The organism is Plantibacter elymi (nom. nud.), from assembly GCF_900177795.1.
GTDB lineage: Bacteria > Actinomycetota > Actinomycetes > Actinomycetales > Microbacteriaceae > Plantibacter > Plantibacter elymi.
Genome location: NZ_FXWJ01000005.1, coordinates 271,239 through 283,355, shown reverse-complemented (window position 1 = coordinate 283,355; position 12,117 = coordinate 271,239). Strand labels below are relative to the sequence as shown.

The following is a 12,117-nucleotide window of genomic DNA, read 5'->3' as shown; positions in this document are numbered from 1 at the left end:
GCGTGGTCGGGACATCGCCCGGACGCAGCCCACACGACCCGCATGCCGCCCATGCTCAACCCGCCAGGTAGGTGAGGAGGTCGTGTCGCGTGATGACGCCGATCGGCTTGCCGCCGTCGGTGACGAGGAACGCCGGGGCGGAACCGAGCGCGGCGCGCGCAGCCGGGATGGACTCGCCGAGACCGATGAGCGGCAGCGGGTCGCCGACGAACGCGCTCGCGGCGTCGTTCATCTTGGCCGCGCCGCTGAAGACGGCGTCCATGAGGCTCGCCTCGTCGATCGCGCCGACGACCTCGCCCATCACCACGGGTGGCTCGGCGCTCAGCACCGGGAGCTGCGAGACGCCGTACTCGGTCATGATGTCGACGACGTCGCGGACGGTGTCGCTCGGGTGCACGTGCACGAGGTCCGGCATCTCCGAGCCCTTGCCACGGAGGATGTCGCCCACGGTGCGGTCGTCGGCGACCTCGCTGAAGCCGTAGGACTGCAGCCAGGAGTCGTTGAAGATCTTGCCGAGGTAGCCGCGCCCGCCGTCGGGCAGGAGGACGACGACCACGGCGGACGCCGGGAGGTCGCGGGCCGCGACGAGAGCCGCCTGGACCGCCATGCCGCTGGAGCCGCCCACGAGCAGCCCCTCCTCACGGGCGAGGCGACGCGTCATCGCGAACGACTCGGCGTCGGTGACGGCGATGATCTCGTCGGGGATGGACGGGTCGTACGCGGTCGGCCAGAAGTCCTCGCCGACGCCCTCGACGAGGTACGGGCGACCGGTGCCGCCCGAGTAGACCGAGCCCTCCGGGTCTGCGCCGATGATGCGCACGCCGCCCTCGGAGACCTCCTTGAGGTACTTGCCCGTCCCGGAGATGGTGCCTCCGGTGCCGACGCCCGCGACGAAGTGGGTGATCTCGCCCTCGGTGTCGCGCCAGATCTCGGGACCGGTCGACTCGTAGTGGCTGCGCGGCCCGTTCGGGTTCGCGTACTGGTTGGGCTTGAATGCGCCCGGGATCTCGGCGGTGAGGCGGTCGGACACGCTGTAGTAGGAGTCGGGGCTGTCGGGGGCGACGGAGGTGGGCGTGACGACGATCTCCGCACCGTAGGCGGTGAGCACGTTCCGCTTGTCCTCGCCGACCTTGTCGGGCAGCACGAACACGCAGCGGTACCCGCGCTGCTGGGCGACGAGGGCGAGGCCGACACCGGTGTTGCCGGAGGTGGGCTCGACGATCGTGCCGCCCGGCTTGAGGTCGCCCGAGGCCTCGGCGGCGTCGATGATGCGCGTCGCGATGCGGTCCTTCGAGGAGCCGCCCGGGTTGAGGTACTCGACCTTGACGAGCACGGTGGCCGCGATGCCCTCGGTGACCCGGTTGAGCTTGACGAGCGGCGTGTTCCCGATGAGATCGAGGACGGAGTCTGCGTAGTTCATGTCTGCAATCTGTTCCTGTGGTGCGTCACCGCACGACTCTCGCGTGCGTCACCGGATGGCTGGGGCGGCTGAGGCGGCATCCCGGCAGGGACGGTTCAGCGGGGACAGCAGGAACACGACAGGCGGAGACGCATGCAGACCACCCTACCCGGCGAGTGCAGGGAACGCAGCCGGATGACGGGGCCGATCCGGCGTCAGTGGATCGCGACGAGTCGCTGCCGCGGACCGAGTGCCGAGACAGCCGAGGACACCAGCCGGACGGCGAGGGTCAGCACCATGAGGACGCCGATGACCGTGAGCACGACCGCGGCGAGCAGCAGCACCGCGAGGAGCGCCGGGAGCCGGCGCAGCGCGAGCTCGACCGGACGACGACGGGGCGTCCCGTCCCCCTCGGGTGCCTCCAGGTGCCCTTCGCCCGCCATCGCAGCAGCGACGAGTTCGAGCGTGGCGCGGGCGCCGGATCCGAGCCGTGCAGTCGAGGTGCGCAGCGCCTGGGACATCACGTGGCCCTTCTCGTCGGTTGGATCGGTGTTCGCGGGTGCGAGGACTCGACCGTAGCAGTCGGGTGCCCTGTTCGGGGGTGCCGGTGCCCATTCTGCCAGGCGGGCGTGAACACCCGGTGGCCTGCCGACGGACGCATGATGGACGCGCACCGTGCTCTCTAGACTGGAGGCATGACCGTCTCCGGCCTCTCCGCCGTCTCCCAGGACTACCTCAAGACGATCTGGACGACCTCCGAGTGGGCCGACGAGTCGGCCACCGTCAAGCTGCTCGCTGATCGCATGGGTGTCCGTCCCGCGACCGCCTCCGACGCCGTGAAGCGACTCGCCGCCCAGGGACTCGTCGTGCACGAGCCCTACGGCAGCATCGAGCTCACCCCCGCCGGGCAGGCGCACGCGGTCGCGATGGTGCGGCGGCACCGGCTCATCGAGACCTTCCTCGTCGAGATGCTCGGTTACGGCTGGGACGAGGTCCATGACGAGGCGGAGATCCTCGAGCACGCGGCGAGCGACACGATGATCGAGCGCATCGACGCCGCGCTCGGCCACCCGATCCGCGATCCGCACGGTGACCCGATCCCCTCGGCCGACGGCACCCCGCACCGCCCGGACGCGGTCCGGTTGAACGAGGCTCCGTCCGACAGCCCGCTGACGGTGTGTCGCATCTCGGACGCCGACCCGGAGACCCTCCGCCACCTGAGCACCCTCGGCATCGTCCTCGACACCGAGCTCAGCGTGGACGACCACCGTGCGTTCGCCGGCGAACTGGAACTCCGGCTCACGTCCACCGGCACGCGCCTCACACTCGGTCGCCTCGCCGCGGATGCCGTCTGGGTGACGGTCGTCGCCTGATCGCCGACATCGCCGTTCGCCCAGGTTCGGGCGAGCGAACCGCCGAGCGGATCACCCGAAGAACGTCAGCACGATGAGCGCGACGTTCAGCGTGACGATGAGCGCGACCACGATCCAGGCGAACACCCGGGTGGCGAGCTGGTCGACGTGGACACCCATGATCCGACGGTCGCCCGTGTAGCGCACGAGCGGGATGAGCGCGAAGGGGATGCCGAGGCTGAGGAACACCTGGCTGAGCACGAGCGCGGTGGTCGGGTCGATGCCCGCCGCCAGGATGACGAGCGCCGGGATGAGGGTGATCACCCGTCGGGCGAGCAACGGGATGCGCACCTTGAGGAGCCCGCCCATGATCGCCGCTCCCGCGTAGGCGCCCACCGAGGTCGAGGCGAGCCCGGAGGCGAGCAGCCCGATGGCGAAGATCACGCCGATGACGGGCCCGAGCGCAGCGGTGATCGCCGCGTGCGCGCCCTCGATCGAGTCCGTCCCCTCGACGCCGCCGAGCGATGCGGCCGCGAGCAGCAGCATCGCGATGTTCACCGCTCCGGCGAGGACGAGTGCCGCGGCGACGTCCCAGCGGGTCGCCACGATGAGCCGACGGATGGCACCGTCGCTGGTCTGGACGCCGTGCCGGTCCCGACTGAGCGAGGAGTGGAGGTAGATCGCGTGCGGCATGACCGTCGCGCCCAGCATGCTCGCGGCGAGCAGGACCGTCGCCGTGCCCTCGAACCGCGGCACGAGGCCACCGGCCGCGGCACCCCAGTCGACGGGACTGACGAACAGGCCGGCGAGGAAGCCGACGGCGATGACGGCGAGGAGCGTCAGGATCGCGAACTCGAAGTGCCGTTGGCCGTACCGGTTCTGCACGGCGAGCAGCACGATCGAGAAGACCCCGACGATGACGCCGCCGAGCACGAGCGGGATCCCGAACAGCAGGTACAGCGCCACGGCGCCGCCGATCACTTCGGCGAGGTCGGTCGCGGCGGCGACGAGTTCCGCCTGCACCCAGTAGAGCCGACGCGGCCCGGTGCGCAGTCGCGAGCCGAGCAGCTCGGGCAGGCTCTGCCCGGTGACGAGGCCGAGCTTGGCGGAGAGGTACTGGACGAGCACGGCCATCGCGTTCGCGGCGACGAGCACCCAGACGAGCAGGTAGCCGTACTGGGCTCCCGCCGTGAGGTTCGCCGCGACGTTCCCGGGATCGACGTAGGCGATCGCCGCCACGAAGGCGGGCCCGAGGAGGAACAGGAGTCGTGGTCCGCGGGGCGCGCGGGTCGTCGGAGCGGTGAGGTCAGTGGTCACGTCGGCCATGTTAGCAATACCGCGCTACATTTGTTAGACGAGGCTAACTCTTGGATTCACCCGCCGTCTGCTTGGATGAGCCTGAGAATCGACTGCGCATCGTCAGGCGCCGGAACGGCCCCTGGAAGCACATCTGGTTCGATAGTTACGCATACAACTTTTTCGAGAGGCCCCCGTGACCCCTGCAGCAGATCGCCCCAAGAACACCCCCGTCCCGCCCGCCGTCAAGCAGCAGAGCGTGAAGCAGGAGCGCGAAGCCCAGCGTCAGGCCAAGGTCGCGGCGTTCAAGCAGGCGCAGAAGCGGAAGAACCGCAACCGCCGCATCGGGATCTGGGCCGGTGTCGTGGGCGGCGTGGCCGTCATCGCCGTCCTCATCACGAGCGTCGTCCTCACCCTGCCGAAGAACGCCAGCTACCCCGGCGGCGGCACCGGCACCGGCCAGGACATCGCGGGCGTGGAACTGTTCCAGAACACCTCGGAGCACGTCGAGGGCACGGTCGACTACCCGCAGAACCCGCCGGCCGGTGGCCCGCACAACCAGTACTGGCTGAACTGCGGTGTCTACACCGAGGAGCAGACCAACGAGAACGCGGTCCACTCCCTCGAGCACGGCGCGATCTGGGTCACCTACGACCCGTCCCTCAGCGACGCGGAGCTCACGAAGCTCAAGGAGCTGCTCCCCACCACCTACGTCGTCCTGTCGCCGAAGTCCGACCTCCCCTCGCCCATCGTGCTGAGCGGCTGGAACTCACAGCTGCAGGTCAACAACGCGAGTGACGCGCGCATCGCCGACTTCTTCGAGGAGTTCTGGAAGAGCAACAACGTCCCGGAGCCCGGCGCGGCCTGCACCGGCGCGATCGACGGCCCCGGCAAGGTCTGATCCGTTGACCCCGGCGAGCACATCCGACGCCCCGGCGACCGGTGAACCGGCCGACGGCGGCGTGACCGACGAGGAACTCGCCGCCTGGGAGGCGCAAGGCTCCCCCGACGGCTCCAGCCGGACCCGCGTCGTCATCGCCGCGATGGCCGTCGTCGCGATCATGGTCGCCGCGGCGATCGGTTTCTCGGTCGGTCGGCTCAGCACGCTCGCCGACCCGACACCCACCACGACGAGTGCCGAAGCGGGCTTCTCGCGCGACATGCAGGTGCACCACAACCAGGGCGTGGAACTCGCCATGATCATCCGCGACCGGACGGACGCGATCGACGTACGCACCCTCGCGTACGACATCGCGACCACCCAGGCGCAGCAGTCGGGCCAGTTGTACGACTGGCTCGTCCAGTGGAACCTGCCGCAGGGTTCACGGCAGCCGGACATGACGTGGATGACGCTGCCCACGCTCACCGGTGCGAGCGGCCACGCGCATGGCGGCGACACGGCGACGCCGGGGTCCACCCACACCCCGGGCGACCCGATGCCGGGCCTCGCCACACCCGCCCAGATCGACCAGCTGACGGCGGCGTCCGGTCTCCAGGCGGAGCGGGTGTTCCTCACCCTGATGATCGCCCACCATCAGGGCGCGGTCGAGATGGCCGAGGCCTTGCAGCCGCGGACCACGAACGCGACAGCGCTAGCCTTCACACGAGCAGTGATCGCGAGCCAGCAGGCGGAGATCGAACTCATGACCGGCATGCTCGACGACCGGGGCGGGCCGGTCGACCTCGCCGACTGAGGCCTCCCGTCGACCGCCCGGGCGACCTGCGAGCTCCGACAAGGGGCTAGCCAGAACCCCGGCCGACGGCGAAGAATGATCCCGACGCCCGAACGGGCCCGATGAACAGGAGCGACGAATGGCACTCGACGACATCACCAAGAAGGCTCAGGAATTCCTGAAGGACAACAAGGTCAAGGACGCGCTGAAGAGCGAACAGGCCGAGGACATCAGCGACAAACTCCTCGGCAGCGTGGCCGACGCGGCCAAGAAGGTCACCGGCGGCAAGTTCGACGAGCAGATCGACGGGGCCCGCGACGCAGCGGACAAGGCCGTCGGCAACGAGTAGTCCGACCGCTCGAGGCGTGTGACGGCCGGGGGTCCCGATGGGCGCCCGGCCGTTCGCGTCTGTGGCGGTCAGCGGTCGATCGTCACTCCGGGTCGGTCAGTGTCCGTCGATGCCGACGCCGGCGTCGACGGGATTGCTCCGGAACCGGTCGAGCGCGATGGCGACGAGCTCGGGAGCGGACAGGTGCGTGTCCTGCATGAGGTCCGAGAGGACCTCTGACGCGCGTCCGCTGAGCGTCAGTTGCACGGTCGCGGAGCGGTCTTCATCGACACCGCTCAGCGCCCGACGACGTTCACCCAGGCTGAGGATGGCCGACCGCAGATAGGTGCGGCTCGCGACGGTGTCGATCTCCCATCGGCCGGCGCGACGGTTCGCGACGACATTGCCACGACGGATGTTGGTCATCAGGGACGCTCGGCTCACATGGAGCCGCGCGGCGAGTTCCGCCGTCCGGACCGGACGCGGGAGGTCGTCGATGAAGTCCTCGACGAGCGCCTCCCGGAGGAGCTCCCAGGCGACGTCCGGTGGCAGCGGCGCATCGGGCATGCTGCCGCCGTCCTGCAGCGGACCCACCCACGCGTTCGTGGGGGCGTCGCGTTCGGTCATCGTCATCGCCCCTCCAAGGTTCCGGCGCTCGAACCTCAAGCATGCTCGGTGCCCGTGGAAAGCGCGTCCCCCAATGCGGGTTGCCCGCGTTCGCGGGGTGCCGGCCCGAAACGACGCACCCCGTCCACCAGGGCGGACGGGGTGCGGGCGACGCTCGGACGACTCAGCTGCGGTTCACGACCGGACGGGAACCCACCGGGCGGGTCCCCTCGAACAGGATGCGGTAGCTGAATCCGGCGATCAGCGCGCCGATGATCGGGAACACGATGAACACCCAGACCTGCGCGAGCCAGTCGCCTCCGCCGAAGATGGCGGTCGCGATGGAGCGCGCCGGGTTGATCGAGCCGTTGTCGATCGGGATCGCGATCAACAGGAACAGCGTGAGCGTGCCGCCGATGGCGATCGGCGCGAAGCCCGCGGCGGCCCGCGTGTGCGTGACGCCCAGGATGACGTAGAGGAAGAGTGCGGTGATGACGACCTCGATCACGATCGCCGAGACGAGTCCGAATCCGCCGGGCGAGAGCTCACCGAAGCCGTTCGAGACGAAGCCGCTCGCGACGGCCTTGTCGAGGAAGCCTGCCGGGCCGCCGGCCGCGAGGCCGAACACCGTGAGCGCGCCGAGGAACGCTCCGACGAGCTGCGCGAGGATGAACGTCCACGTCGCACGCCAGGGGAACCGACCGGCGGCGGCCAGCCCGAGCGTCACCGCCGGGTTGAAGTGCCCGCCCGAGATGGGGCCGAACGCGTAGGCGGCGATGGTCACCGAGAGGCCGAGGGCGATCGCCACCCCGAGGAAACCGACGCCCAGGGGGTTGGACGTCTCCTCGCCGAAGAACGCGGAGAAGGTCGCTGTCCCCACCAGACCGAAGACCAGCAGGAAGGTGCCCGCGACCTCGGCGAGCAGCTGCGATGCGGTCGTCGGTTCGACGGAGGGTGGGACTTCCGGGGAGGACATCTGGACTCTTCTCGCTCGTGGTGACGACGTGGACGCGGTCGACTGGCGGCCACCGCGTCACCAGCAGACTATTGCCAGGCGTCCCACCGGCGACAGCCCGCGGTCCGCATGTCGTCGTCCGTCAGTGCACCTCCAGGTCGTGGAGCGGGACCTGGAGCCGGAAGACGTGCTCGATCGCGAGTTCCGCGCCGACGGCGTCGCCCGAGGCGATCGCGGAGCGGAGGTGCGGGTACCCGACCCGCAGATCCGACCAGTCCACCGTCTCAGCCGACCGCGTCGCCGCGACGCGGTAGATCAGGGCGCCGATCACGTCCTTCGTCGCCGTGACGAGGACCGGGTTCTCGCAGTGCTTCAGGAACCGATCCACGAGCCCCCAGACGCAGCGGCCGTGCGCATCCGCGTCCTCCGCCGTCACCGTCGTCATCGTGTGCTCGACGAACGCCAGGAGCTCGGCCCGTTGCCCCGCGGTCAAGGTCGGGACGGTGACCCGGACGACGCCGCTGACGAGCGCTCCGAGGGTCTGCAGCACGGCTGTCCGGTCCTCGGCCCGTGGCTGCGCGACACGGGTGTGCCGCTGCGGAGCCGTCTCGACCAGTCCGACGCGCTCGAGTTCCCGGAGTGCTGCGTCGATCGCATCCATCGGAGCGCCGAGCCACACCCGGAGTTCCTCCTCGATGAGCAGCTCACCGGAGGCGAGCGTCCCGTCGTAGATCGCGTTGCGGATCCGCTCGGTCACGGAATCGCCGACAGGCGACGGCCGCGACCCGGACGGTCCATCGGGGTTCGGCATCGGTTCCTCGCTCGGCTGGGGACGGCTGCTGGCTACCGGCCGATCGTACCGCGGACGATCCCCGCCTCGGCGAGCGCCGCCTGCGCCTGCCGGTGCTTGTTGTCGATCGAGGCGCCGATCTCCTGGGCCAGACGGGGCTTGCTGCGCACGAGCTGGTCGATGGTGGACAGCGGCATCCGCAGGACCAGGGTCGTCCCGTCGGCGATCGCGGCGGCCATGGCGACCTCTCTCGTCAGCGCCGTCTGGCCGATGAAGTCGCCGACGCCGAGTCGTTGGAAGGTGATGAGCCCGTCCGTCGTCGGCACGGCGAGGTGGACGCCGCCCTCGACGAGGAACCGCATCGCGCCGGGGATGGTGCCCGCCTGCTGGATCGTCTCCCCCGGCCCGTACCGCTCGAGTGTGCACGTCCGGGCGAGGTCGTCGTAGTCCTCCTCCCGCGCGTGGAGGGTCGGTGCCAATGCGGCGATGGCACTCCGCAAGCGCTCCGGCGTCGCGATCGGGTCGGTGCCGTCGCCGTCGAGCGCGAGACCGCGGCGCCGCGAGGCGTACCAGAGCCAGGCGCGGAACAGGGCGACGGCGGCGTCGGCCGTGGAGGGCCCGGACACCGGCAGCGTGACGGAGAACCGCGCGGCACCGAGGTAGGAGGCGGACACGACATCCCCCGGCTCGAGCATCGGGAGGCCCGACCCGACCTCGCGGAGCAGTCGGAGCACGTCGTCCGGCGGGTCGTCGGTCGAGAAGGTCACCTCGACGCTCGCGGTGTACGCACCGACCGGCTGACTGAGGTTCGTGAACGACGCCCCGGCGAGTGAGGAGTTCGGCACGATCTGGATGCCGTTGCCGGTGTCGAGGTGGACCGCACGCCAGTTCACCTCGACCACGCGACCGCGGACGCTTCCGGTGTCGAGCCAGTCGCCGAGCCGGAACGGCTGCTCGAACAGCAGCAGCAGTCCGGAGATGACCCCGCCGACCGCGTTCTGCAGGGCGAGGCCGATCACGATCGACGTCACGCCGAGCGCGGTGACGAGCCCGCCGATGTCGGCTCCCCACACCCAGGAGAACAGGATCGCGAGGCTGATGAGGATGAGGGCCAGCCGCGCCAGGTCGACGAAGATCGACGGGATCCGGTCGCGCCACGACCCCTCCTCGGCGTTCGCGAACAGGGCGACGTTGAACGCGGAGAGGATGAGCAGGATCACGAGGAACCCGAGGAGGGTTCCGACGATCCGCACCCAGGTGCTGTCGTCCGCCCGCGCCGTGGCGAACACCAGGAGCGCGAACACCGCGCCGACCGGCACCACGTAGTTCCGCAACAGACGGATCGGTTTCGCCGCCGCGTGCTTCCGGCGGTTGAGCGCACCGAGCACCTCGGTCAGAACGATGAGCAGCACGGGGACGCCGACGGCCAGCGCCACGGCCCAGGGGAACCACGCCTCCTGCCACACCTGCGTCATGACTTCGGCCCCGAGACGACCTGCCAGACGGCCTGCGGACCCCCGCGCGTCTCCACGGTGCCGGCGGCCTCGAACGCCACGGTGTCCTGCATGCGGTCACGAACCCGCTGACTCACGAAGATGCCGGCCGTCCCGGAGACCGACTGCACCTGGTTGGCGAGACTGACCGCGTCGCCCCACATGTCGTAGGCGAGGCTCGTCCGGCCGACGAGGCCGCTCGTCACGACACCGGCGTCCACACCGACCCGCAGGGTGAGGTTCGCCTGGTGCTGCGCGTTGAAGCGTTCGACGATCGTGCGCATCTCGAGCGCGAAGTCGAGGGTCCGACGCACGTTGTCGACACGTGGGACGATCAGCCCGCAGCTCGCGAGATACCCTTCCCGCAGCGTCCGCACCTGCTCGATCCCGAGCCGTTCGGCCGCCTCGTCGAAGCTGCGGACCAGCGCGTTGAGCATCGACAGCTCCCGCTCCGGATCGAGGCCGCGGGTCAGGTCGTCGAACCCGACGAGGTCGGCGAAGATGACGGACACGTCCTGGTGGACCTCGGAGATCGTCTCCTCACCGTCCTTGTAACGCTTGGCGACCGACGCCGGCATGAGGGTGAGCAGCAGCTTCTCGTTCTCCGCTCGCTGCTCCTCGATGAGCTCCTGCTTGAGTCTCAGGCTGCGGCTCATGTTGTTGAAGGCCGTGCCGAGATCGCCGAACTCGTCGCGTCGGGTGTTCGGCACCTCGACGCTGTAGTCGCCACCGGCCACGCGCCGCACCGCGCCGACGAGCGCCCGGACCGGCCGGGCGAACACCTGCGCCAGGAGCAGGGAGAGCAACGACACCACAACGACGATGGCGAGCACCGAGATGACGAGGTTGCGGGTGAAGTCGGTCACCGGCGCAAAGGCTTCAGACGCGTCGATCCGTGCGACGAGCACCCACTGGAGCCCGTCGATGTCGAGCGGTGTGTACGCCGTCAGGTTCTCCTCACCGAGGTAGCCGCGCCCGATGGTCGTGCCGGTCTCGCCCGCGAGCGCACGCTCGACCGAGACGGTGCGGGTCGGTTGGATCTGGATCGTCCCGGCGACGGCCACGGCACGCTCGGCGGTCTCCGGCGGTGTGCCGGCGGCGACCGCGGCCCGCTCGTACGCCTTCGGGTCCTCGATCAGCAGGCGGGAGGTCGAGCGCATGAGTTGATCGGGCCCGGCGAGGTACGTCTCGCCGGTCTCCCCCAGGCCGTCCTGCTCCCACTGGCCGGAGCCGGTCATGATGTCGTTGATCGCCTCGATCGGGACCTGCAGCGCCATCACCCCGTCGATCCGACCGTTCTCGCCGACCGGTGAGAAGATCCACTGCGTCGGGACGTTGAGCGACGGCTGGTAGCGCTCGAAGTCGGTGATGCCCACGTAGTCGATCGCGTTCGACCGGAGCGCCGCGGTGAAGCCGTCCTCGAGCACCCCGCCCTTGTAGGGGCCGGTGAGGACGTTCGTGCCGAGGTCCGGACCCTTGTAGGCGCTGTAGACGACGTCGCCCTCGTCGTCGATGAGCAGGGCGTCCTCGTAGCCGAAGCGGTCGATGATCTCGCGGAAGTAGTCGTGGTACTGCGCGTGCACGGACGACCAGGCGCTCCCGTCACCGGCGTCGTCGACGGTGATGGCGGTGTCGTAGTCGAGGTCGCCCGGCGTGTACACCGACTGCAGGTAGGTCTCGGCCGGGTTCGTCGGGATGAACGCGGCGGGATCCGCCTCGTCACCGGTGCGTTCGGCGAGCTCCGGCGCGAACGTGTCCTCGTAGAACGACGTCACCGTCGACGCGCGCGCCGGGTCCACCGGCTGCTCCTCCAACTCGTGGAAGGCGTCGTGGAAACCGTTCATCGCGTCGACCACCGTGGTTCCCCGGGTGTAGACGACGAGGGAGTCCCGCGTCTGGTCGTAGTAGTTCGTGATCTCTCGGGCGCGGGACTCCCGGACCTCGGTCAGCCGCTCGAAGGACGCCTGGCGCAGCGAGTCACTGCCGGACAGATAGCCGACGATCCCGGTGACGATCGACGCCCCCACACTGACGAGCAGCAGCATGACGAGCAGCTTCGACTGGATGCTGAAGCCGGGGCGACCGAACCGTCCGCGGCCGAACCTGCGGGATCTGGCGGCCGAGGAGGGTGCCGGTGGAATCGGCGGGCCAGACCGGCCTGTCGGCGCGGCGCCGTCTGGCGAGGGTCCGGATGGTGCGTCCACAGCTGCGGTCATCGACGAGTC

The 12,117-nt window shown here is 69.8% G+C and carries 12 protein-coding genes; 4 read left to right on the top strand and 8 right to left on the bottom strand.

Features of this window, described 5'->3' with window-relative positions:
• Nucleotides 1–55 precede the first annotated feature (55 nt).
• Together CCK91_RS16605 and CCK91_RS16600 are read right to left on the bottom strand one after the other, a co-directional pair.
• Nucleotides 56–1,420 carry a cystathionine beta-synthase gene (locus tag CCK91_RS16605; RefSeq protein ID WP_064295706.1) on the bottom strand — a complete coding sequence of 455 codons (1,365 nt, stop codon included), beginning with the start codon at nt 1,418–1,420 and terminating at the stop codon, nt 56–58.
• Nucleotides 1,421–1,614: 194 nt separating this feature from the next.
• Nucleotides 1,615–1,923, bottom strand: a complete 309-nt coding sequence (locus tag CCK91_RS16600; RefSeq protein ID WP_133060028.1) for a hypothetical protein — start codon at nt 1,921–1,923, stop codon at nt 1,615–1,617.
• 171 nt (nt 1,924–2,094) lie between these two features.
• Between CCK91_RS16600 and CCK91_RS16595 the strand changes: the two genes are divergently transcribed.
• A complete protein-coding gene (locus tag CCK91_RS16595) occupies nt 2,095–2,772 on the top strand; it encodes a metal-dependent transcriptional regulator (RefSeq protein ID WP_086474943.1) in 678 nt (225 codons plus the stop codon).
• Between the two features lie 51 nt (nt 2,773–2,823).
• Here the strand turns inward: CCK91_RS16595 and CCK91_RS16590 are convergent, their stop codons facing one another.
• Nucleotides 2,824–4,077, bottom strand: coding sequence for an Nramp family divalent metal transporter (locus CCK91_RS16590; RefSeq protein ID WP_086474942.1), 1,254 nt, complete (start codon nt 4,075–4,077; stop codon nt 2,824–2,826).
• A 166-nt stretch (nt 4,078–4,243) separates the two neighbouring features.
• Here CCK91_RS16590 and CCK91_RS16585 point away from each other — a divergent pair, with 166 nt between their 5' ends.
• The 3 genes from CCK91_RS16585 to CCK91_RS16575 all read left to right on the top strand — a co-directional run bounded on the left by CCK91_RS16585 (nt 4,244) and on the right by CCK91_RS16575 (nt 6,069).
• Nucleotides 4,244–4,948, top strand: coding sequence for a DUF3105 domain-containing protein (locus tag CCK91_RS16585; RefSeq protein ID WP_086474941.1), 705 nt, complete (start codon nt 4,244–4,246; stop codon nt 4,946–4,948).
• Between the two features lie 4 nt (nt 4,949–4,952).
• Complete coding sequence (locus CCK91_RS16580; protein ID WP_242664586.1) at nt 4,953–5,741, top strand: DUF305 domain-containing protein; 789 nt, start codon at nt 4,953–4,955, stop codon at nt 5,739–5,741.
• Nucleotides 5,742–5,859: 118 nt separating this feature from the next.
• A complete protein-coding gene (locus tag CCK91_RS16575; RefSeq protein ID WP_079706736.1) occupies nt 5,860–6,069 on the top strand; it encodes an antitoxin in 210 nt (69 codons plus the stop codon).
• 96 nt (nt 6,070–6,165) lie between these two features.
• On the opposite strand, the gene CCK91_RS16570 is transcribed toward CCK91_RS16575, so the two are convergent.
• From CCK91_RS16570 to CCK91_RS16550, 5 genes are all read right to left on the bottom strand, one after another.
• Entirely contained in the window at nt 6,166–6,681 is a 516-nt protein-coding gene (locus CCK91_RS16570) for a hypothetical protein (RefSeq protein ID WP_086474940.1), read from the bottom strand.
• A gap of 157 nt (nt 6,682–6,838) precedes the next feature.
• Entirely contained in the window at nt 6,839–7,630 is a 792-nt protein-coding gene (locus CCK91_RS16565; RefSeq protein ID WP_086474939.1) for an aquaporin, read from the bottom strand.
• A gap of 121 nt (nt 7,631–7,751) precedes the next feature.
• Nucleotides 7,752–8,366 carry a GntR family transcriptional regulator gene (locus CCK91_RS16560; protein WP_165767077.1) on the bottom strand — a complete coding sequence of 205 codons (615 nt, stop codon included), beginning with the start codon at nt 8,364–8,366 and terminating at the stop codon, nt 7,752–7,754.
• An 86-nt stretch (nt 8,367–8,452) separates the two neighbouring features.
• Complete coding sequence (locus CCK91_RS16555) at nt 8,453–9,874, bottom strand: mechanosensitive ion channel domain-containing protein (RefSeq protein WP_086474937.1); 1,422 nt, start codon at nt 9,872–9,874, stop codon at nt 8,453–8,455.
• Nucleotides 9,871–12,108 (bottom strand): adenylate/guanylate cyclase domain-containing protein, encoded by a 2,238-nt coding sequence (locus CCK91_RS16550; protein ID WP_207568251.1) that lies wholly within the window; start codon nt 12,106–12,108, stop codon nt 9,871–9,873. Before CCK91_RS16550 ends, CCK91_RS16555 begins: the two co-directional genes overlap by 4 nt.
• Nucleotides 12,109–12,117: the final 9 nt, after the last annotated feature.

Coding starts and splice junctions, on each gene's coding strand:
- CCK91_RS16605 (WP_064295706.1), bottom strand. CDS start 1,420: ATGAACTACGCAGACTCCGTCCTCGATCTCATCGGGAACACGCCGCTC.
- CCK91_RS16595 (WP_086474943.1), top strand. CDS start 2,095: ATGACCGTCTCCGGCCTCTCCGCCGTCTCCCAGGACTACCTCAAGACG.
- CCK91_RS16590 (WP_086474942.1), bottom strand. CDS start 4,077: ATGGCCGACGTGACCACTGACCTCACCGCTCCGACGACCCGCGCGCCC.
- CCK91_RS16575 (WP_079706736.1), top strand. CDS start 5,860: ATGGCACTCGACGACATCACCAAGAAGGCTCAGGAATTCCTGAAGGAC.
- CCK91_RS16570 (WP_086474940.1), bottom strand. CDS start 6,681: ATGACGATGACCGAACGCGACGCCCCCACGAACGCGTGGGTGGGTCCG.
- CCK91_RS16565 (WP_086474939.1), bottom strand. CDS start 7,630: ATGTCCTCCCCGGAAGTCCCACCCTCCGTCGAACCGACGACCGCATCG.
- CCK91_RS16555 (WP_086474937.1), bottom strand. CDS start 9,874: ATGACGCAGGTGTGGCAGGAGGCGTGGTTCCCCTGGGCCGTGGCGCTG.
- CCK91_RS16550 (WP_207568251.1), bottom strand. CDS start 12,108: ATGACCGCAGCTGTGGACGCACCATCCGGACCCTCGCCAGACGGCGCC.